The sequence below is a fragment of the Stenotrophomonas chelatiphaga genome (genome assembly GCF_032054965.1).
Classification (GTDB): Bacteria; Pseudomonadota; Gammaproteobacteria; order Xanthomonadales; family Xanthomonadaceae; genus Stenotrophomonas; species Stenotrophomonas chelatiphaga.
Map to the genome: position 1 here is coordinate 142,135 of NZ_DAMBRS010000003.1, position 21,549 is coordinate 163,683.

Consider the following 21,549-nt stretch of genomic DNA (forward strand, 5'->3'; position numbering starts at 1 on the left):
TCCGTCCTTCATCGCGCAGGGCATCGCCCTGCGAAATCAACAACGCTTCATTCCTGGGAGGGAATCATGCACGAGTGGTTTGTGCTGGCGAACGCTCTGTTCGCCATTCTGTTGATCGTCCTGTTGATCATCTATTTCAAGGTCAACCCGATGATCGCGCTGATCGCCGGCCCGCTGTACCTGGGGCTGTCGTCCGGGCTCGGCTTCGGCCCCACCATCGAGGCCATCACCGATGGCTTCGGCGACCTGATGGGGAAGATCGGCCTGCTGATCGGCTTCGGCGTGATGATCGGTGCGTTCCTGCACCGCATGGGCGCCTTCCAGCAGGTGGTGCGGCTGCTGGTGCGCACGTTCAAGCCGACGCAGATGCCGTATGCGTTCGCCACCATCCTGACCTCGATCTTCCCGCCGATCTATACCGATGTGCTGCTGCTGATGTCCGCGCCGCTGGCCCGTGCCACGGCCAAGCGCATCGGTGGCGACGCACTGCCGAAGATGGCCGGTGCGGTGGGCGTGGGCATCTACCTGGCACTGACCATGGTGGTGCCGGGCGTGGCGGCGCTGGCGCTGTCGGCGGTGCTGGACGTGGAGCTGGGCACGATGCTGCTGGTCGGCCTGGCGATCGCGATCCCGACCGTGTTCCTGACCCTGTGGGGCTTCCATTTCCTGCTGCGTCGCGGCTTCTGGAATCCGGAAACCGACGAACTCCCTGATGACCAGGCACCGGCGGTGGTTGCCGCCGAGATCAAGGACGAGGACAACGCGGTGCCGCTGAAGCTGTCGCTGCTGCCGATCATCGTGCCGCTGCTGATGATCGCCACCGGCGCATTGGACCGTGCACTGGGGCTGGACATCCCGGCGCTGGCCGCGGTGGGCAACTCGACCTTCGCGCTGTTCTGCGGCCTGGTGCTGGCCTTCGTGATCGCCCGCTTCACCGTGCCCGCGCACGACCGCAGTGGCGCGGTGACCGATGCGTTCAAGGAAAGCGGACAGATCCTGCTGCTGACCGGCGTGGCCGGTTCGCTGTCGGCGGTGGTCGCCACCACCGGGCTGGGCGACATCCTGTCCGGTTACTTCAGCGCCAACGCGGCCGCGCCGCTGCTGCTTGTGTGGGTCGTGGCCGCCATCCTGCACATCGCCATCGGCTCGGTGTCGGCCTCGGCGATCACCGCCGCCAGCATGCTGGCCCCGGCGCTGCATTCGCTGGATGTGCCGCCGGTGCTGGTGGCGTTGGCCGCAGGCTCCGGCTCGCTGTTCCTGGTGCATGTCACCAGCAACACGTTCTGGCTGATGCAGACCACCTTCGGCATGACCCTGCGCGGCACGCTGAAGACGCTGAGCCTGCCGGTGTCGCTGGCCTCGGTGGTGTCGCTGCTGCTGATCCTGGCAGCCAGCGCGATCTTCTGACCGATCCTTTTTCCTACTTGTGTACGGCGGAGGGGCCGGACTCATGAACATCACACGCAATGCGATCCTGATCGCCTTCGGACTGGCCAGTGCCCCTGCACTGGCCGCCGATGGCGAAGGCTTCCTGGCCGGTGCCAGCGCGGACCTGACCGCGACCAACTTCTATTACAACCGCGATTTCCGCAGCGGCAGCGGCCAGGGCAAGCGCGAAGAATGGGCGCAGGGCTTCGTGCTGGATGCGCGCAGCGGCTATACGCCGGGCGTGGTCGGCTTCGGCATCGATGTACTGGGATTGGCCGACTTCAAGCTGGATGGCCTGCCATCGGAAGTGGGCACCGGCATCCTGCCTTATGACGAGGACGGTGCGCGCTCGGCTTTCGGCCGCATCGCGCTGACCGGCAAGGCCAAGGCGGGTCCGGCTGAACTGCGCGTCGGCAGCCACATCGCCTCGGACCTGGTGCTGAAATCCAACACCAGCCGGCTGCTGCCGCAGACCTTCGAAGGCGCGTCGCTGGGCGCGGCATGGGATAACGGCGTGGAACTCGGCTATGCACGCTACGACCGTTCCTGGTACCGCGACGGCACCGAGCGGGTGGACCTGACCATCACCAACAAGGACCGCCGTTTCAGTGGCACGCCCGATGCCGATGGCTTCGAGCTGGTCACCGCGTCATGGGCGCCGGATGACCGTTTCACGTTGCATTACGAGCACGGCGAACTGCGTGACCTGTATCGCCAGCAGGTGGCGTCGGTGGCGTTCAAGCAGCCGCTGGAACGCGGCAAGCTGAGTACGGAAGTGCGCTATTACGTGTCCGATGACGTGGGTCCCGCGCTGGCCGGGGTGGTCGACAACCGGGCGTTGAACGCCCTGGTGGCCTGGCAGGTCGCCGGGCAGGAGTTCGCGGTGATGTGGCAGGACATGAACGGTGACACCGCGATGCCGTTCGTCGGTGGCACGGACGGGAATGTCTTCAACTGGACGTTCATCAACGACTTCATGGAACGCGATGAGCGCAGCTGGCAGTTGCGTTACCAGCTGGACGGCAAGCAGATCAACCTGCCGGGCCTGAAGTTCCTGGTGCGTTACGTGAAGGGTGACAACGCGCGCCCGGCCACGTTCAGCGGCGAGGGCCGGCAGTGGCAGCGGGATGTTGAAGTCGGCTACACGTTCCAGAGCGAAGCGTTGAAGCACTTGTCGGTGCGCTGGCGCAACGGCTTCTTCCGTTCCAACTACCAGCGCGATGCCGAAGAGAACCGCGTGATGGTGGTGTATGACGTACCGCTGTGGGCGGGCCAGGGCTGAAAGCGCGGAGCAACGTCAACGTCAACGTCAACGTCAAGAGCGTGCAGGGCTGGTGGTTGGCGGGACGGGGTGGGTTGGCGGGGGACGGCAGGAGCCGCTCCTGCGGGCCTCGTTTCGCGCCATCCATGGCGCGGGACCACGCCATCGCATTCGCGCTGTCGCTCCCACGCTTTGCTGCGCAAACCGCGGGCCCCCTCTCACCAGCACCCACACCCCGCCGCTTCGCGGCCGCCCCTTACTCAGGGGCTCCCTCCACCCGTCCCCGGTGCTCTGGTAGCACCGAAGGCAGCGGCAGGAGCCGCTGCCAACGTCGCTTGCGACGGCCCGCAGGGTGCCGGTCAGGACGACCGGCATACCCATGGTCTGCGGATGGTGGGGGAATGGGGTCTGATGGATTCCGCCGACCATGGGTCGGCGCTACCGCTTTTTCATTCTTTTTCTACGCGGGGGGCGGCGCCGGAACCTGTCAGGGGGCCGGGCGGGGAGGCTGTGCGGGGGCGTCGAGCGCCATGGATGGCGCGAAACGAGGCCCGCATGGATGCGGTTTTTGCCGTCCCCCGCACAGCCTCCCCGCCCGGCCCACCCCCAGATACAACAACGCCACCCGCGAGGGGGTCCCACCCATTCGACCAGCCTACTTGCTGGAAACGTACTTCTCGCGGCGGATCTGCGGATTGCCGAGCCCGGCCAGCTTCAGCGCATCCACGCAGGCATCCACCATGTCCGGGTTGCCGCACAGGTAGGCGATGTCCGTGGCGGCATCCGGCGCAAGATCGGCCAGCTGCTGCTGCACGTAACCATGGCGGACGTCCGGCCCGGGATCGGCGGGCAGCTCGCGCGACAGGCACGGGATATAGCGGAAGTTCGGCTGCGACGCGGCAAACGCTTCGAAATCCTCGCTGTACAGCAGCTCGGCCGGGCTCCGGGCGCCCTGCAGCAGGACCACCTGGACGCCGCGTTCGGCCATGGCGGTGGCCAGCAGGGGCAGCATCGAGCGGTACGGGGTAACCCCGGTGCCGGTGGCGATCAGCAGATAGCGGCCATTGTGGTCGCCCGGCTGCAGGCAGAACCGGCCATACGGGCCGCTGGCGCTGAGCTGGCCGCCGATGTCCAGGCCTTCGAACAGCGCCGTGGCGGCACCGCCGGGCACGAAACTGACCGCGATATCCACCGCCTCGCCCGGCCCCAGCGCATGGTCGTGGAGGGTCGCCAGCGAGTAGCTGCGCTTGGTTTCGGTGCCGTCGGCGTACTGGAAATGGACCTGGATGAACTGGCCGGGCTGGAAATCCAGCGGCTGGCCGTCGTCGCGGAGGAACTGGTAATGGCCTACGGTCGGCGCCAGCATGCGGCGGTCGACCAGCTTCATGGGAAATTGGACTGGCACGGCAGTGGGAACAGTGTGTAGCCGGGGCAAGCCCGTGGGGGGATCTATAATAGCCCTCCCTGCACTCCTCCATGCGCCACCCGCAGGCGCAAAGGCTTTCCGCTTGGCTTCCCTGAACAACAGCGCGCCCGCCCTGCGCGTGCGCGACCTGCGCAAGACCTATGACAACGGCACCGTTGCCCTGAAGGGCGTCTCGCTGGAAGTCGCCCCGGGCGATTTCTTCGCCCTGCTGGGGCCCAACGGCGCGGGCAAGTCGACCCTGATCGGCATCGTCAGCTCGCTGGTGAACCTCAGCGACGGCCAGGTGGAGGTGTTCGGCACCGATCTGGTGGGTGAACGCAGCGCCTCCATGCGGCTGATCGGCCTGGTGCCGCAGGAGATCAACTTCAACCTGTTCGAGAAGCCCTTCGACATCCTGGTCAACTACGCCGGCTTCTATGGCGTGGACCGCGCCGAGGCGGAAAAGCGCGCCGAGGAAGAGCTCAAGCGCGCCCACCTGTGGGAGAAGGCGCAGGTGATGAGCCGCACCCTGTCCGGCGGCATGAAGCGCCGGCTGATGATCGCCCGGGCGATGATGACCCGGCCGCGCCTGCTGATCCTGGATGAACCGACCGCCGGCGTGGACATCGAGATCCGCCGCGACATGTGGCGGGTGCTGAAGGAGATCAACACCGCCGGCACCACCATCATCCTCACCACGCATTACCTGGAAGAGGCCGAACACCTGTGCCGCAACCTGGCCATCATCAACCACGGCCAGATCGTCACCCAGGGCCCGATGCGTGAACTGCTGGCCAAGCTGGACGTGGAGGGCTTCCTGTTCGACATCGACGGCACCCTGCCCGCCGAGCTGCCGCAGATCGAGGGCGCCACGCTGATCGCCACCGACGGGCACACGCTGGACGTGGACATGCCGCGCGCGATGGACCTCAACCGTGTATTCGCCGCACTCAACGCCTCGGGTATCCGCGTGCGTTCGATGCGGACCAAGAGCAACCGCCTGGAGGAGCTGTTCGTGCGCCTCACCGGCACCCCGGAGAACGTGGCATGAGCAGCACCCCGACCCCCGTCCTGACCGATGGCCAGCGCAACCGCATCGCCCTGGCGACCGTGGTGCGCCGCGAAGTGGCGCGCATCCTGCGCATCTGGGGCCAGACCCTGGTGCCGCCGGCGATCACCATGACCCTGTACTTCCTGATCTTCGGCGGACTGATCGGTTCGCGCGTCGGTGAGATGGGCGGCTACAGCTACATGCAGTTCATCGTGCCGGGCCTGGTGATGATGAGCGTGATCCAGAACAGCTACGGCAACATCAGTTCCTCGTTCTTCGGCGCCAAGTTCGGGCGCCACGTGGAGGAACTGCTGGTCAGCCCGATGCCGAACTGGGTGATCCTGTGGGGCTACGTGGCCGGCGCGGTGCTGCGCGGCCTGATGGTGGGCGTGATCGTGCTGATCATCGCCATGTTCTTCACCCCGGTGCGCATCCCGCATCCGCTGGTGACGCTGACCACGGTGCTGCTGGGCGCGACGATCTTCTCGCTGGCCGGCTTCATCAACGCGGTCTACGCGAAGAAGTTCGATGACGTGGCGATCGTGCCGACCTTCATCCTGACCCCGCTGACCTACCTGGGCGGCGTGTTTTATTCGGTGAAGCTGCTGCCGGGCTGGGCTGAAGCCGCAACCCACGCCAACCCGATCTTCTACATGGTCAACGCCTTCCGCTACGGCCTGCTGGGCACCAGCGACGTACCGCTGTGGGTGGCCTATGCGCTGATGCTGGGCTTCGTGGTGGCGCTGACTTTCGTGGCACTGTGGCTGCTGCGCCGTGGCGTCGGCCTGCGCAGCTGAGGGAAGACGCCGGGCCTGCGGCCCGGCACCCTGCCTTGCAGGCAAGTACAACGTCAAAGGCAACTGCGGCTGGGATGTGGGCCGGGTGGGGGGCAGGGAATTGCGGGGGACGCCGTAAACCCCTCCCTGGGGGCTTGGTCGCCGCATCCATGCGGCTCACACCCCCGCACTCCCCTGCCCCCCACCCCCCGACACACCCCGGTGGCCACGAGATGGCAGAGCAAGGGCGCCTTGCCAAGGCTAGGCTTGGCCAAGGCATGAGCTTTGGCTTTGTTTTTTGCTTTTGCTCTTTTTTTTATTTTCTTTTGTGGCGGGAACACGCGCGGACTGTCCGGGGGGCGTGCGGGTGGGGGGTGCGGGGCCTTGAGCGGCAGGAGCCGCGAAGAGCTACATGGACGTACTTGCGCGTGCCCCGCGCCCCCCACCCGCACGACCCAGCCCGATACCCCTACCGACCAGCACGCCCAGCACGACGGCCCCGACACGCGCGAAACAGGCACAATCCCCACAGCGATTCCTGACAACGTGGTGAGACTGCAATGCGCATCCTGATCCTCGGCGCCGGCGGTACCGGTGGCTACTTCGGCGGACGCCTGGCCCAGGCCGGCGTGGACGTCACCTTCCTGGTGCGCCCCGCCCGTGCGGCGCAGCTGCAGCGCGATGGCCTGGTCATCCACAGCCCGCTCGGCGACGCCGCTTTCCCGGTGCAGCAGGTCACCGCCGATGCACTGCCGGCGCTGGTCGCCGGGCACCCGTTCGACCTGGTCCTGCTGAGCTGCAAGGCCTACGACCTGGACAGTTCCATCGAGGCCATCGCGCCGGCGGTGGGACCGCGAACCAGCGTGCTGCCGATCCTCAACGGACTGCGCCACTATGCCGCGCTGGATGCACGCTTCGGCCGCGACGCGGTGATGGGCGGACTGTGCTTCATCAGCGCGACCAAGGCCGAAGACGGATCCGTGCAGCACCTGGCCAAGCCAGCCCGGCTGACCTTCGGCGAGCGCGATGACGTCGGTCTCAGCGCCCGTGTGCTGGCCTTCGCCGCCGCCTGCGTGCAGGGCGGCGTGGACCACACCGCCAGCGAAAAGATCGGACAGGAACAGTGGGTGAAGTACACCTTCCTGACCGCGCTTGCGGCCGCCACCTGCCTGCGTCGCGCCGATATCGGCAGCATCGTGGCCGCGCCGGGGGGCGAGGATTTCCTGCGCGCGCTGTACGCCGAATGCGTGGCGGTGGCCGAAGCCACCGGTGAACCCATCCCGGAGCCGGCGCAGGAGACCGCGCTGGCCGCGCTGACCCAGCCGGGCTCGGCACTGAAGGCGTCGATGCTGCGCGACCTGGAAGCCGGGCAGCAGGTCGAAGCAGACCACATCGTCGGTGACATGCTGGCGCGTGCGCGCAGCTTCGGCCAGCAGGCTCCGCTGCTGGCACAGGCCTACGACGCCCTGCAGGCCTACCAGGCGCAGCGCGCGGGCTGAGCATCGTGGCAGACCTGCCGAAGCGGATCTTCATCCTGGGGCTTGGCTACAGCGGCCAGGCCATTGCCCGCCGCCTGCTGGCGCTGGGCGTGACGGTGGACGGCACGGTGCGGGAGCCGGCGGCACACGCCATCGACGGCCTGGCGCGCCACCGACTTGCCAGCGACCAGCCCGTCGATGCCACGCTGCTGGAGGCCCTCGGCCGCGCCGATGCCGTGCTGTGCACGGTGCCGCCCGATGCCGACGGCGATCCGGCCATGCGCCTGGTACGTGCCGCACTGGCCAGCAGCAGGTCGCTGCGCTGGGTCGGGTATCTGTCGTCCACGGCAGTCTACGCAGGCCGCGACGGTGGCTGGGTCGACGAAGCCTCGCTGGCCGATGGCAGCTCGCCGTCGGCGCTGCAGCGGCTGCATGCCGAACGGCAGTGGCAGGCGCTGGCCAGCGAACGGGGCATCGACTCGGCGGTGTTCCGGCTGCCGGGTCTGTACGGGCGGGGTCGCAACGCGCTGGTGCAGTTGGCTGCCGGACGTGCCCGCCATGTGGTACGTCCCGGGCTGGTCTTCAACCGGCTGCATGTGCAGGACCTGGCCGATGTGGTGGTCGCGGCCCTGCAGCACCCACGGCCTGCCGCACGGTATCTGCCCGCCGACGACGAACCGGCCCCGCCGCAGCAGGTGTTGGCCTATGCCGCGCAGCTGGGCGGATATGCGCTGCCGACGCAGCAGCAGTGGGACGATCCGGCGGTCAGCCCGTCGCTGCGGCGGTTCTACGAGGGCAACAAACGCATCAACAGCCGCGGCACGCGCGCGATGCTGCAGTGGCAGCCGCGCTTTCCGAGCTACCGCGAGGGACTGCAGGATGCGTGGGAACACGGGGATGGGCAGCGCTTGCCCGCAGGGGCGTGACGACCAACGGTCGTCACCCACCAGAATCAGCGGTCGTCACCCACCAGAACCGCCGGTGGTCACCCACGGGCCTGCCGGGATCAGCCCGGCAGTCGGAAGAATGCGCGCGCAGCGGCGGTGGTGGTGGCCGCCGCGACGTCGGTCGCTTCACCGCGGTCGCGGGCCAGCTCTTCCACGATATGCGCCAGGTACATCGGCTCATTGCGGCGGTCCTTGGGCATCGGCTTCAGCGAGCGCGGCAGCAGGTACGGCGCGTCGGTTTCGATCATCAGGCGGTTCGCCGGGATGTGCTTGACCAGCTCGCGCAGGTGCGCGCCGCGGCGCTCGTCGCACAGCCAGCCGGTGATGCCGATGTACCAGTCCTGGTCCAGGTAATCGAACATTTCCTGGCGTTCACCGGTGAAGCAATGCACCACCGCCGCGCCGATGCGGCCCTCGAAGTTCTTCATCTGCGCCATGAAATCGGCGTGCGCGTCGCGCTGGTGCAGGAACAGCGGCTTGCGCGCACCGTCGGCAGCGGTGACCTCGGACGCCAACTGCAGCTGGCGCTCGAACGCACGGTGCTGCGCAGGGCGCGGCGAGAAATCGCGGAAATAATCCAGCCCGCACTCGCCCACCGCGACCACTTCCGGGTGCGCATGCAGCGCGCGCATTTCCGCGTCGCATTCGTCGGTGTAGTCCACCGCATGGTGCGGGTGGACGCCGGCGGTGGCATACAGGAAGCCGGGGTGCTGGCGCGCCAGCTGCAGCGCCAACGGTGAATGTTCGCGGCTGGCGCCGGTGATCACCATCTGCGCCACGCCGGCATCGCGCGCACGCGCCAGCACGGCATCGCGATCGCGGTCGAAGGAGTCGTGGGTGAGGTTGGCGCCGATATCGATCAATTGCATGGTCATCGCAGTGGGGAACGCCGGCTCATTGTACCTGCCGGCCCCATGGCCCCTTATCCTTGTGCGATGAGCACCCCGCACTTCCCGATTTCCGCGCTGCTGCCGCAGGTCAAGGACAGCCTCGACCAGCACCGGCGACTGGTCCTTGAAGCCCCGCCGGGCGCCGGCAAGACCACCCAGGTACCGCTGGCGCTGCTGCATGCGCCGTGGCTTACCGGGCAGAAGATCATCCTGCTGGAACCGCGCCGGGTCGCCGCGCGCACTGCCGCCCAGTTCATGGCACGGCAGCTGGGCGAGGAGGTCGGCGACACCGTGGGCTACCGCATCCGCTTCGAGAACAAGGTCTCTGCGCGCACCCGCGTGGAGGTGGTCACCGAGGGCATCCTGACCCGCATGCTGCAGGACGATCCGATGCTGGAGGGCATCGGTGCGATCGTGTTCGATGAGTTCCACGAGCGCCACCTCAGCGGCGATCTCGGCCTGGCGCTGGCGCTGGACGTGCAGGCGCAGCTGCGCGACGACCTGCGCCTGGTGGTGATGTCGGCGACGCTGGACGGCGAGCGGCTGGCGCGCTTGCTTGATGCGCCGCGCCTGTCCAGCGAGGGCCGCAGTTTCCCGGTGGAGGTCTCGCACTTCCCCGCCCGCCGCGACGAAGCCCTCGAGCTGCAGGTGCGCCGCGCGGTGCAGCAGGCGCTGGCCACCCATCCCGGTGACGTGCTGGTGTTCCTGCCCGGGCAACGCGAGATCCAGCGTGTGCTGGCGGGCCTGCAGGACACCGTGGATGCGGCCACCGAGGTGCTGCCGCTGCATGGCGAGCTGCCGGTGGAACAGCAGGGGCGCGTGCTGCAGCCTGCGGCCGATGGCCGCCGCCGCGTGGTGCTGGCCACCAACGTGGCCGAATCATCGGTCACCCTGCCCGGGGTACGCGTGGTGATCGACAGCGGGCTGGCGCGGGAGCCGCAGTACGACCCCAACAGCGGCTTCACCCGGCTGGACGTGGTGGCCGTGGCGCAGGCGTCGGCCGACCAGCGCGCCGGGCGTGCCGGCCGCGTGGCAGCCGGTTGGGCATGGCGCCTGTGGCCGCAATCACAGCGGCTCGAGCCGCAACGCCGGGCGGAAATCGAACAGGTCGAATTGACCGGGCTGGCCCTGGAACTGGCGGCGTGGGGCAGCAGTGACCTGCGCTTCGTGGACGCGCCACCGGCCGGGCCACTGGCCGCCGCGCGTGAGCTGCTGCAGCGCCTGGGCGCGTTGTCACCCACCCATGCGATCACCGCACAGGGCAGGCGGATGCTGGCGATCGGCACCCATCCGCGGCTGGCGGCAATGCTGCTGGCCGCAACCGCCGGCACCGAGCAGGCGTTGGCGGCCGATGTCGCCGCCCTGCTGGAAGCGCGTGATCCGCTGCGCCAGGGCGGCGACGCGCTGGCACCCCGCTGGCGCGCGCTGGCGGCGTTCCGGAGTGGCCGCGCGCCGCATGAGGCGAACCGCGGCGGATTGGCCGCCATCGATGCAGCAGCGCGACAGTGGCGGCGACGCCTGCGCTGTGACGCCGCGCCGCCGTCGAGCATCGAAGCGCACCAGCTGGGTGACCTGCTGGCGCATGCGTTCCCGGACCGCATCGCCTTCCGCCACCCGAACGATCCGCTGCGCTACCTGCTGGCCAACGGCCGCAGCGCGCGCCTGCACGAGCTGAGCGACCTGCGCGGCGAACCCTGGCTGGTGGCCAGCGAGCTGCGTTTCGAAGCGCGTGATGGGCTGCTGCTGCGCGCCTCGCCGGTGGATGAGCAGTACCTGCGCCGCGTGTTCGCGTCGCGCTTCGTCAGCGAAGACATCGTGCGCTGGGACGCCGAGCGCCGGGCGCTGGTGGCGCTGCGCGAAAGCCGCTTCGAACGCATCGTGTTCGACAGCCGATCGGCCGGACGCGTCGATCCGGCGCAGGCCGCCGCGGCGCTGACCGAGGCGGTGGCCGAACTCGGCCTGCAGGCCCTGCCGTGGACCGACGGCCTGCGGCAGTGGCAGGCACGGGTGGAAGGACTGCGCCGCTGGATGCCCGAACTGGGACTGCCTGATGTCAGCGACGCCGCCCTGCTGGCCACCCGCGCGGCATGGCTGCAGCCGGCCTTCGCCGGCAGGACGCGCCTGGACGCACTGGACGAAGCCAGCTTCGGCGAGGCGCTGAAGACCCCGCTGGACTGGTCGCAGCGACAGCTGGTGGACCGCCATGCGCCGACCCGGATCAGTGTGCCGTCCGGCCTGGAACGTGGCATCAGCTACAGCCTGGACAGCGAATCCGGCGAACCGCTGCCCCCGATCCTGGCGGTGAAGCTGCAGGAGCTGTTCGGGCTGGCCGACACGCCCCGCATCGCCGACAACCGTGTCGCGCTCACCCTGCATCTGCTCTCGCCGGGCGGTCGCCCACTGCAGGTCACCCAGGACCTGCGCAATTTCTGGGCGAACACCTATGCCGAAGTAAAAAAGGAAATGAAGGGGCGCTATCCCCGCCATCCGTGGCCTGACGACCCGTGGACCGCGACGGCCACGCACCGTGCCAAGCCGCGGGGGACGTGACAGGCTGAACGGGGGCTGCGGCCTCACGCCCCATCCGGCCCTGACTGACATGCCGTTTACAGCAACCGCGCGACACTGAAGTTCGACCCGAGGCAAAGGACCCCACATGAGCAGACTGACCGTAATCACCGACCGTGCACTGGAACGCGCGCTGGACCTGGCCCATAGCGCTGGTGATGGCATCAAGCACGCAGGCGGCAACCTGGGCGGCAGCCTGCGCCATCTCGGCCCCACCGCTGCAGACTGGCTGAAGACCGGCGCAGCACTGGGCGCAGTGAAGACCGGCGGCCGGATCGCCACCAAGGCAGTGCGCCGCAACCCGGCGGTGACCATCGCCGCTGCTGCCGTTGGCGTCGGTCTGCTGGGCTACGCGTTGTATCGCAAGCAGCAGAAGAAGAAGCTGGCCGGTGGCCATGTCGTCAACGGACAAGCGCAGCGGGTTGCCGCACGTGACCGCCGCGTCAACACGGTGGTGGACGAACACAGCGATATCGGCAGCGACGCCTGAGCGTTTGCCGCGGGGGTGAAGACCCGCCGCTGTGCTGGCCGGTTCGGCAGATACGAAGGGTGTGGCGGATGCCACGCCCTTCGTCGTTTTCGCGGTGGCGATGTCGCTGTTGCCAGTTGCGTTGGCCGCTGCAGTGCCTGCATGTTCGGTGGACCATCCACCGTCGTGCGCAGGAGCCGCTTATGTTTTCCGCCAGCAGCGCCGCCGCCGCTGCCTCCCTTGCGCCGGCAAGGCACGCCCCGCTGGCCAGCACCCCAGGCCCTGCAGCGCCTGCACTCCGCCCCTGCGCCGTGGGCAATTCACCGGCAGCCGAATTCGATCCGCGCCTGCTTGCCTCACCCTGCCCGCCGGCGCCGTTGCGGCCATTGGGCCCTGCGCTTACCGCTGCCGACATGGCCGTGGCGATGGCAAGAGACCGGCGTTACGCCAGCATAGTGGATGCCATCCACGCCCCGCTGATTGCGCAGATAGGGGCCACTTACGCCTTGGTTGCACTGCGCTTGGAAGCGTTCGGCCGCTGGGTTCTGGCCAATCGGGCTGCCCGCCCCCCGCACCTGCCCTTATTCCACCTGCCGCCACTGTCCCGGCTGCAGCCCGCCCAACTGATACGGCCCCATCGATGCACGGACCAGCCGCAGCGTCGGCAGGCCGACGGCGGCGGTCATCCGTCGCACCTGCCGGTTACGCCCTTCGCGCAGTGTCACGGACAGCCAAGCATCGGGCACCGTCTTGCGGAAACGCACCGGCGGATCACGCACCCACAGCGCAGGTGGATCGATCTGCTCGATCCGGGCAGGCAGGGTGGGTCCGTCGTTGAGCAGCACGCCACGGCGCAGCTGTGCCAGCCGTTCCGGCGACGGTTCGCCTTCCACCTGCACCCAGTAGGTTTTATCCGCCTTGTGCCGCGGATCGGTCAGGCGGTGGGCCAGCCCACCGTCATCGGTCAACAGCAGCAGCCCCTCGCTGTCGTGGTCCAGGCGGCCTGCGGCGTACACGTCCGGCGGTAAGCCGAACCCCGCCAGGGTGGGCCGTGGCGGCACGCTGCGGTCGGTGAACTGGCACAGGACGTTGAACGGCTTGTTGAACAGAATCAGGGGCATGGGCAGATCTGCAAAATGACCGGCAACGCGGTCATGCGGGCTGGAATGACGTCACTGACCATTGTCGCCGGTGCCGACCGCGACGGACAGTACAGTCATGCCAGCCGGCATGACCGTCCCCCCCTGCATCAGCTGGAGGCCGCCTTGTACCCTTCCCCATTCAGTGTGGCAGCCGCCGCGACGCGCCCTGCTGCGCCACCGGCACGCACCCCGCCCGGCACGCCCGCCGCGCCGCTGGCCGGCGTGATTCGTGGCGTAGCCAATGCTGCATCGACGCCTCCGGCCGCACCGCAGACCGTGCCGCTCCCCGGATTTCCGGCCGTCGCAGATGCCACACAGCGTGACCAGACCTACATCGCGCTGCGCAGAGCCGACATGCCGGCAACGGTCGCGCAGATCGACAGCGCCTTTGCTGGCAGCACCAGCCGGCTGGTGGCAGTGGGCGGTTGGGCACTACGCCATGCTGCCGAGCTGCCGCTGGCGCTGGATGCACAGGCCGGTCCGTATGCCGCTGGTATCGCCTTGATCCGTTCGCTGCCGTCATTGCGCGCCGGCGCCGCCGCGCAGGTGTTCGACATGGGGGCCACCGCCTACCTGGTCCTGCTGCAGGACTTGGCGCTGGGCAGGGCCGACGGCGCGTTCGCGCATGCCACCGGCCTTGTGCCGCTGGTGAACCGTGTAGCGCGGATGGAACCCCGGCTGATCCTCCGCTTCGGTGAACTGTGCCAGCGCCATGCCCATCAGCTGCCGCCGGAAGGGCTGGAGCTGATCGGCGCAACGCTGCACTGGCTGCAGCACGTGGACACCTCGACGGTGGAGCGGGTGACCGCGTTTGGACGCTGGGCGATCGACCAGTCCCGGGCGCCAGACTGTCCGTCATCGCTGCGCCAGGCCACGCTGGACGTGGACCAGCCGGGCGACGCCGCCTGCACCGGACAGGCGCTGCTGTCGCAGCTGGGCCTGCGTGCCCATCGGGACGCCCTGGCCACCCATTATGTAAACGCCCTTGCGCTGGCGTTCGGCGTTCAACAGGAGCCGGTACCGGTCACCCGCAACGGAATCGCGTCACTGCTCTGACATCCCCGGCATCCGACGGCGCACGCCGGATGCCGCTGGATGCCGGCCCTCCCGCTTCAACCGCGCGGTTTGACGAAGCGCAGGGTCATGCGATCGCTCTCGCCGATGGCACGGTACTTCGCCGCGTCGGCTGCGTCATGGTTGTTGGACGGCGGCAGCGTCCACACGCCGTTGGGATGATCCTTGGTATCGCGCGGGTTGGCGTTGATCTCGCTGCTGCCATCCAGCTTGAAGCCGGCGGCTTCGGCCATCGCGATCACCTGCTGCTGTCCGACATAGCCGGTGCCGTCGTCGTCGCCGACATCAGCCTTGGCGCGATGTTCGACCACGCCCAGCACGCCGCCCGGCTTCAGCACGTCGTAAAAGCCCTTGAACATGCCCGGTGCCTGGCCGGACTTGCGCCAGTTGTGCACGTTGCGGAAGGTCAGCACCACATCGGCCGAAGCAGGCTTGCCGAACACCGGCGCGGCCGGGTCGTAGGCGACTTCGGTAGCCTTGTCGAACTGTGCGGGCGCGGTGCTGAATTTCTTCTGCAGGCCGTCGCGGCTGCGCTGCTGGTAGTCGCGTCCACGTCCTTCCGGCACCGCTGCCGGATCCACCACCGCGGCAATGTACTGGCCCTGCTGGCGCACCAGCGGTGCCAGGATTTCCGAATACCAGCCATTGCCGGGGGTGATCTCGATGACCGTGCTGGTCGGGGTCAGCTTGAAGAACGACAGCGTCTGCGCCGGATGGCGGAAGCCATCGCGGGTGACATTGGCCGGATCACGCGTGGTGGACTTCACCGCCGCCTCGATCGCCGGGCTGACCTGTACCTGCGACGCCGCGCCGGCGGCAGCGGGCGTGCGCGCGTAAAGCGGCGATGCGGACAGCGCCACTGCCACGGCGAGGCAACAGGCAGACACGTTGATCAGGTTCTTCATGGCAGGGCTCCCTTGGATGGTGGGCGCAGACTAGCAGCCCAAGCGGTTCCGGTGTTCACAAAGCGTTATCGCCACGCGGCACGCCGGAACACAGTTTTGCGGCAGCTGCCGCAGCAGCGTCATCTCCCTGCCCGTATGCTGCTGTGATCGCTACCCGAGGAGATTTCGAATGACGGCAACCCGCGAACTGGGCCGCTCCGGCCTGCAGGTGCATCCCATCGCCTTCGGCGGCAATGTGTTTGGCTGGAGTGCGGACGAGAAAACGACCTTCGCCCTGCTTGATGCCTTTGTCGATGCCGGCTTCAACCTGGTCGATACCGCCGATGCGTATTCGGCATGGGTACCGGGAAACCAGGGCGGTGAATCGGAAACACTGATCGGCAGGTGGTTCGCGCGTAGCGGCAGGCGCGACAAAGTGGTTCTGGCCACCAAGGTGGCGAAGTGGTCCGAACAGCCCGGCCTGTCGGCGGACAACATCACCGCGGCGGTGGAAGGTTCGCTGCGTCGCCTGCAGACCGATGTCATCGATCTCTACCAGGCGCACGAGGATGACGAATCCACGCCACTGGAAACGACGCTGGGCGCCTTCGCGCGGCTGATCGAACAGGGCAAGGTCCGCGCCATCGGCGCCTCCAATTACAGTGCCGAGCGGCTGGCCGATGCACTCAAGGTATCAGCCGACTACCAGCTGCCCCGTTATGAAACGCTGCAGCCGGAATACAACCTCTACGACCGCTCCGGTTATGAAGCCGGGCTGGAAGCGCTGGTGCAGCGTGAGCAGCTCGGCGTGATCAGTTACTACTCGCTGGCCAGCGGTTTCCTGAGCGGTAAGTACCGCCGCAGTGAAGACGCGTCCAGGAGCCCTGCGCGCGGCGAGGCCGTGGTAGCGAAGTACCTCAACCCGCGCGGCAACCGTATCCTGGCGGCGCTGGACGACATCGCCGGCAAGCACGCCGCGACCGCCTCGCAGGTTGCACTGGCGTGGCTGGTCGCGCGCCCTTCGATCACCGCGCCGATCGTCAGCGCGACCAGCGTGGAGCAGCTGCGCGAGATCCTGGCGGCCGCAACGCTGGCGCTGTCGGCGCAGGACATAGCCGAACTGGACGCGGCCAGCGCCTAGCCGCGCGGGACAGGCAGGCCTGGCCCTGGTCAGTCCTCGGTCTGCACGTAGCCGTGACGGAACAGCGCCGCCAGAATGGCAGGCATCGCGTAGAACCGGTCGACGCGGATGTCGTTGCTGCGGGCAAACGCGAGGGCTTCCGGCGTGTTGTGGGCGGCTACCCTCACCCGCGGTCCCTGCTGGTTGTCGACGGCCAGGATCAGCGTGCCGTCGATACCGTCGTTGTCGACGTAATGGATCCGCTCATCGACCACCCGGAAGCTTGAAAGCAACCGCACGGGCAGCGGTTCGATCGCGTCCTTGAGGCTGCCGGGGTCGCCAGGGCGCCCGGGATGCGCGACCGAGGCATCGATGTAGAAGGCGTCCAGGCGTGACCGCTGCTCGGCAGGGACGGTCTGGTCCAATGGCAGGTAGGTCATGCCGTAGTTTTCCACGATGTCGATGATCTCCTGCCGCAGATAACGTTCGTCCTGTAGCAGTCCATGCTCGCGGATGAACTGTGCGTCGGTTCCTTGGTGCCGCATCAGGATGTGCAGTTCCGGCTGTTGCGGATCTGCGAGGAATCTGAGCGTGCACAGGGTGCCCGTTTCGTCCACGGCGACCAGGTCCTGCCCGACCAGGGTAAAGCAGCTGGGCAGCAGCCGGCCACTGTGGCCACCGAGGTGGCCGAAGGCGACCGGCTCGAAAAAACGGAGTTCCCGGTTGAAACCGGTCGTCCCCATGCCAGACGCACCGCTGATGTGCGCGGCCGCTTCGCCGACGAAGCGGTTCAGCGTCGGCATCTTCGGCAGGTCGTCGACCCGGTAGCGCTGCAGCACCGGCAGATCATCCGCATCGGGACGGAAGCGGCATCCGGATACCTTCTCCACACCCGCGAGCAGGTCGTCCAGGTTGTCGCTGAAGAAGCTGAAACCCGTCTCCTGGTCAGCAATGATGTAGTTCCCATCGTCCCGCTCGATCTCGATGAAACCGGCGCGCGTGCCTCGGGCCACGCCTGCCGGGCGGTGGATGAACCAGACAAGGAACTGCCGCGTGTCGCCGTCCAGTTCGGTGTGCTCGATGAGGCTGAAACTGTTGCGCGGCAGGATCTGGTTGCCGGGCACCTCGAGGTGGTTCAGACGATGGTCGGGGACCACCGACACGGTCAGCACGACGAACAGTTCATCATCGCCCAGTGCGCTCGTGTTGCGCGGCGCCCGCGTCTGCAGTTGACCCAGGCCGCTGTACTTGCTGATCTGCGCCTCCCGCAGGGCGGGGTCGTAGCGTTCATGCACCGGCAGCGCGACCATCCAGTGCCTCGGGTCGTCGCTGCCCGGGCGGGGCCATTCCAGCATCCACTCGAAGGCCGGGCGTGCGCGGTCGTGGACACAGAAACGCACGGGCTGTGGCTCCCGGCGCAGTTTCTTCACCTGCACTTCGGCCTCGTGCAGCCGGTGGAAGTGCAGGCAGGAGGGTGGCTGATCCGCTGCATCGGTCAGCGTGGGTTCGGTGGTGACCGGCGCCAGGGTGCCTGGCTCGGTGGTGGTCGGTGCGACGTTTGCCGGTGGCGGCCTGTCGGGACGGCCCACGTCCGTACCGGCGGGTTGCTTGATGCGGGATCTGGTCTCCCCGGGCCTGGCATGGTGGTCGCGTATGGAGGGGGGCGCACGCACTGCGGGCCTTTTCGGGAGGGGCCAGAGCAGGCTTTCCTTGTTGCGGTTGGCGGTGGTGTGGATCGGTGGCCCGGATTGGCCGCCGGGGCCGTGTCGCTGGCGCATCCGGCCGAGGTTGCGCTGCCGCGCCGTAATGCGCCTGACGTTGAACCGCAGCCGGGGCCGGCCCATCGAAGCGAATTGCGGTCGCCTGCGCACCGGCACGACAGGCTTGGCTTTCGCCCCCCCGGCATCGGCCCCCGGCAGCAGCGCCGTGCAGGCTGCCGGCCCGGTGCGGGCGCCGGCGAGCGCATGGGGATCGGCCGCCGGGGGGTTGCAGATGGCCTGCAGGCCGCCGACCACGTTCAGCGCGGCGCGCAACCGGCCCAGCGTCTGCAGCAGGGTCGCCGCCCACGCACTGCGCGGCGTCTGCACCGGATGGTTGCGGGTCAGTTCGTACACCGCGGCGCAGCAGGCCAGTCCCATGACCAGCTCCTGGTGACCGGTTGCCGCCGGGAACCCTGCAGGCAGGAACGGCCGCAGGCCATCGGCGATCCGCTGCTGCAGCACTGCCGGGGTCAGGGCGGTCATCGGCATCGCCTGCACGGCGCGCAGCAGGTTGCCGCGCGCCACATCGGACAGCGCACAGAACGCCTGGTAGGCAACCAGCGGGCAGGAGATCCCCGGCGCCAATCGTTCGGCGAACTGCAGCAGGCGCGCGACACCGATCGAGGCTCCCCAGCTGAACATCTGGCTGGAAGCGCCATCGCACAGCGCATGCAGCTCGCGCGACAGGCCTGGCTCCGCGCGCGGCGGCGGCACGGGCGCGTTCTGCAGCCGCGGGACAAGACGCCCCGGCAGCAGCGGCTGGGCGATGTCCTGCAACCAGCGCGCCGGGTTGAACGGCCTGGCAAAGGCTCCGGCCGCTGCCGAGGGGTGTGGTACAGGCGTCATCATGGCAGGTGAGAGGTCGCTGGACGCGTGCACTGCCGCGCGTCGGGCGGAGCTTCTTCGTGTGCGGAAGGTGACCGGAAGTGTCGTAAACCAGCGTGGCGCGGGCTTTCGAATATCGCGCAGGACCGCTGTTCCACGCCCCCACTGTTCTACTGAATGGGCCACGGTGAAGATCACAGATCTTTCACGTCATTGAATGGAACACAAACCGTGACGGACTGCGCACTTAAGCATTGAAGGGTCAATCCGATAAGGAAGTCTCCCCTTCCCGGACCCGTGCGCTCATGCGGAACGCTTCTCCCGCTCCTTCCCCCGCTGCCCGCGGCATCCAGTTCAAGCTGATCGGTGCGACCTCGCTGGGCGTACTGCTGCTGGTGGTCAGTGCCCTGGCCGGCCTGGCATCGGCCTGGTTCGACCTCGGCGCGGCGATGCCGGCCTCCTATTCGGTGAGCCGCGACGCCGAGCAGCTGCAGCGGGAGTTCCGCCTGCAGGTGCAGGAGTGGAAGAACGTGCTGCTGCGGGGTGCGGACGATGCGCTGCGCGAAAAGCACGCGGCCGCCTTGGCCGAAGAGGGGCGCAAGGTAGCGGAACTGGCCGCCAAGGTCGGCCGTGCCGACGATGGGCGGACACGCGAGCTGGTCGCCGCGTTCATGACCGATCAGGCCGCGCTGCAGCGTGACTACCAGGCCGCACTGCAGGCCTATATCGCATCGGGTTACGACCCGGCCGCCGGTGATGCGCGGGTGCGCGGCCGCGACCGCCCGCTGGCACAGGCGCTGGATGGCCTGGCCGCGCATACCGCACAGGTCGCGGATGCGGCCATCGCACGCCGCTCAAGCCACGCACGCGAACTGCTGGTGTCCAGTGCCGTGGTGACGGTCATCAGCGCCGTGCTGCTGTTGCTCGCGCTGTCCTGGTGGCTGCGCCGCGCCGTGGTGCGGCCGGTGGTGGCGGTGGAAGTCGCCGCGCGCGCCGTGGCCGCTGGCGACCTTGACTACCGCGTGCAGGTGCAGGGGCGCGATGAGATCGGCCGCTTGGCCACGGCCATGCAGGACGTGCAGGGCACGCTGCGCGGTGTGCTGGCAGCGCAGGCGGAAATGGCCCGCACCCACGAGGCGGGGCAGATCAGCCATCGCATGGACGCCGCCGCGTTCCCCGGCGCCTACGGCCGCATGGTGGCCGACTGCAATGCACTGGTCGCTGCGCACATCCAGGTGAAGATGCGTGCCATCGCCGTCATGGGTCGTTATGCCGTCGGTGATCTGTCCGAAGACATGGACCGCCTGCCGGGCGAGAAGCGCGTGATCACCGATGCACTGGATGCCGCCAAGGCCAACCTCGGCGCGATCAATGCCGAGATCAAGCGACTGGCAGGTGCCGCTGCCGCCGGTGACTTCAGCCAGCGCGGCAACGTGGCCGGCTTCGAGCATGATTTCGCCGACATGGTGGCCGGCCTCAACCAGCTGATGCAGACCACCGACGGCAACCTGGCCCACGTATCGCGCATGCTGCGCGCGATTGCCGATGGCGACCTGCGTGCGCGCATGGAGGGTGAGTTCCATGGCGTGTTCGCGCGGATCGCCGGCGACGCCAACACCACGGCGGCGCAGCTGGCGACGATCGTCGCCGACATCCAGCAGGTGGCCGGTGGCGTCCGCGAAGCCGCGATGGAGATCGCAAGCGGCAACAGCGACCTGTCACAGCGCACCGAACAGCAGGCCGCCAACCTGGAAGAAACCGCTGCCTCGATGGAGGAGCTCACCTCCACCGTGCGCCAGAACGCAGAACATGCGCGCACCGCCAACGATCTGGCGCGCAGCGCGGCGGGCGTGGCCTCGCAGGGTGGCGACGTGGTCGGTCAGGTCGTGGAAACGATGGGCGGTATCGAAACGTCTTCGCGGCGGATCGCCGAGATCATTTCGGTGATCGACGGCATCGCCTTCCAGACCAACATCCTGGCCTTGAACGCGGCCGTGGAAGCCGCGCGGGCGGGCGACCAGGGCCGCGGCTTCGCCGTGGTGGCCAGTGAAGTACGCACGCTCGCACAGCGTTCGGCGGCCGCTGCAAAGGAGATCAAGGGGCTGATCGATGAATCGGTGGAAAAGGTTGCCGATGGCTCGGCGCTGGTGCGCCAGGCGGGCAACACGATGGGCGAGATCGTTGCCTCGGTGCAGCGCGTGACCGACATCATGGCCGACATCTCCGCCGCTTCGCAGGAACAGAGCGCAGGCATCGAACAGGTCAACCAGACCGTGGTGCAGATGGACGGCGCCACCCAGCAGAATGCCGCGCTGGTGGAAGAAGCCTCCGCTGCCGCGCGCAGCATGGAACAGCAGGCTGCGCGCCTGGTCGAGTCGGTGGGCGTGTTCACCTTGGCCTGACGCATGGCGCCGTTGGCCCCGTAGTGACGGCCGCTGGCCGTCAGCCGATGCGCTCCCGGTGGGTGACGA

16 protein-coding genes are annotated in these 21,549 nt (G+C 68.1%); 11 read left to right on the top strand and 5 right to left on the bottom strand.

All coding sequences use genetic code 11. The features are described from left to right. The first annotated feature begins 66 nt into the window (after positions 1-66). Both RTX79_RS06855 and RTX79_RS06860 read left to right on the top strand, forming a co-directional pair. The gene (locus tag RTX79_RS06855; RefSeq protein WP_312682905.1) at positions 67-1,407 is read left to right on the top strand and encodes a GntP family permease; all 1,341 of its coding nucleotides are present in this window, start codon (positions 67-69) and stop codon (positions 1,405-1,407) included. 43 nt (positions 1,408-1,450) lie between these two features. Next, complete coding sequence (locus RTX79_RS06860; protein ID WP_312682906.1) at positions 1,451-2,710, top strand: OprD family outer membrane porin; 1,260 nt, start codon at positions 1,451-1,453, stop codon at positions 2,708-2,710. A 634-nt stretch (positions 2,711-3,344) separates the two neighbouring features. Here the strand turns inward: RTX79_RS06860 and RTX79_RS06865 are convergent. Then, entirely contained in the window at positions 3,345-4,094 is a 750-nt protein-coding gene (locus RTX79_RS06865; protein WP_312682908.1) for a ferredoxin--NADP reductase, read from the bottom strand. A gap of 103 nt (positions 4,095-4,197) precedes the next feature. On the opposite strand from RTX79_RS06865, the gene RTX79_RS06870 reads away from it, so the two are divergent. The 4 genes from RTX79_RS06870 (at position 4,198) to RTX79_RS06885 (ending at position 8,325) form a co-directional block, all read left to right on the top strand. After that, entirely contained in the window at positions 4,198-5,145 is a 948-nt protein-coding gene (locus tag RTX79_RS06870; protein WP_057687599.1) for an ABC transporter ATP-binding protein, read from the top strand. Next, positions 5,142-5,942: an ABC transporter permease gene (locus RTX79_RS06875; protein WP_042612435.1), complete on the top strand. Its 801-nt coding sequence runs from the start codon at positions 5,142-5,144 to the stop codon at positions 5,940-5,942. The genes RTX79_RS06870 and RTX79_RS06875 overlap by 4 nt, the downstream gene beginning before the upstream one ends. A gap of 539 nt (positions 5,943-6,481) precedes the next feature. Continuing rightward, entirely contained in the window at positions 6,482-7,420 is a 939-nt protein-coding gene (panE, locus tag RTX79_RS06880) for a 2-dehydropantoate 2-reductase (protein WP_312682909.1), read from the top strand. Between the two features lie 2 nt (positions 7,421-7,422). After that, complete coding sequence (locus RTX79_RS06885; RefSeq protein WP_312683027.1) at positions 7,423-8,325, top strand: NAD-dependent epimerase/dehydratase family protein; 903 nt, start codon at positions 7,423-7,425, stop codon at positions 8,323-8,325. A gap of 80 nt (positions 8,326-8,405) precedes the next feature. On the opposite strand, the gene RTX79_RS06890 is transcribed toward RTX79_RS06885, so the two are convergent. Then, on the bottom strand, positions 8,406-9,215 hold the full coding sequence (locus tag RTX79_RS06890; RefSeq protein ID WP_057507169.1) for a TatD family hydrolase: 810 nt from the start codon (positions 9,213-9,215) through the stop codon (positions 8,406-8,408). 66 nt (positions 9,216-9,281) lie between these two features. On the opposite strand from RTX79_RS06890, the gene hrpB reads away from it, so the two are divergent. Together hrpB and RTX79_RS06900 are read left to right on the top strand one after the other, a co-directional pair. Further along, complete coding sequence (gene hrpB, locus RTX79_RS06895) at positions 9,282-11,786, top strand: ATP-dependent helicase HrpB (protein WP_312682910.1); 2,505 nt, start codon at positions 9,282-9,284, stop codon at positions 11,784-11,786. 106 nt (positions 11,787-11,892) lie between these two features. Then, a complete protein-coding gene (locus RTX79_RS06900) occupies positions 11,893-12,294 on the top strand; it encodes a hypothetical protein (protein ID WP_057507158.1) in 402 nt (133 codons plus the stop codon). Between the two features lie 560 nt (positions 12,295-12,854). Here the strand turns inward: RTX79_RS06900 and RTX79_RS06905 are convergent. Continuing rightward, the gene (locus RTX79_RS06905; RefSeq protein ID WP_312682912.1) at positions 12,855-13,394 is read right to left on the bottom strand and encodes a pseudouridine synthase; all 540 of its coding nucleotides are present in this window, start codon (positions 13,392-13,394) and stop codon (positions 12,855-12,857) included. A 144-nt stretch (positions 13,395-13,538) separates the two neighbouring features. On the opposite strand from RTX79_RS06905, the gene RTX79_RS06910 reads away from it, so the two are divergent. Beyond that, on the top strand, positions 13,539-14,471 hold the full coding sequence (locus RTX79_RS06910; RefSeq protein ID WP_312682913.1) for a hypothetical protein: 933 nt from the start codon (positions 13,539-13,541) through the stop codon (positions 14,469-14,471). Positions 14,472-14,527: 56 nt separating this feature from the next. Here the strand turns inward: RTX79_RS06910 and RTX79_RS06915 are convergent, their stop codons facing one another. Then, positions 14,528-15,394, bottom strand: coding sequence for a class I SAM-dependent methyltransferase (locus tag RTX79_RS06915; protein WP_312682914.1), 867 nt, complete (start codon positions 15,392-15,394; stop codon positions 14,528-14,530). 169 nt (positions 15,395-15,563) lie between these two features. Between RTX79_RS06915 and RTX79_RS06920 the strand changes: the two genes are divergently transcribed. Further along, complete coding sequence (locus tag RTX79_RS06920; protein ID WP_312682915.1) at positions 15,564-16,514, top strand: aldo/keto reductase; 951 nt, start codon at positions 15,564-15,566, stop codon at positions 16,512-16,514. Between the two features lie 29 nt (positions 16,515-16,543). On the opposite strand, the gene RTX79_RS06925 is transcribed toward RTX79_RS06920, so the two are convergent. Continuing rightward, a complete protein-coding gene (locus RTX79_RS06925; RefSeq protein WP_312682916.1) occupies positions 16,544-19,030 on the bottom strand; it encodes a hypothetical protein in 2,487 nt (828 codons plus the stop codon). Positions 19,031-19,383: 353 nt separating this feature from the next. Between RTX79_RS06925 and RTX79_RS06930 the strand changes: the two genes are divergently transcribed. After that, entirely contained in the window at positions 19,384-21,480 is a 2,097-nt protein-coding gene (locus RTX79_RS06930) for a methyl-accepting chemotaxis protein (RefSeq protein ID WP_312682917.1), read from the top strand. Positions 21,481-21,549 lie beyond the last annotated feature (69 nt).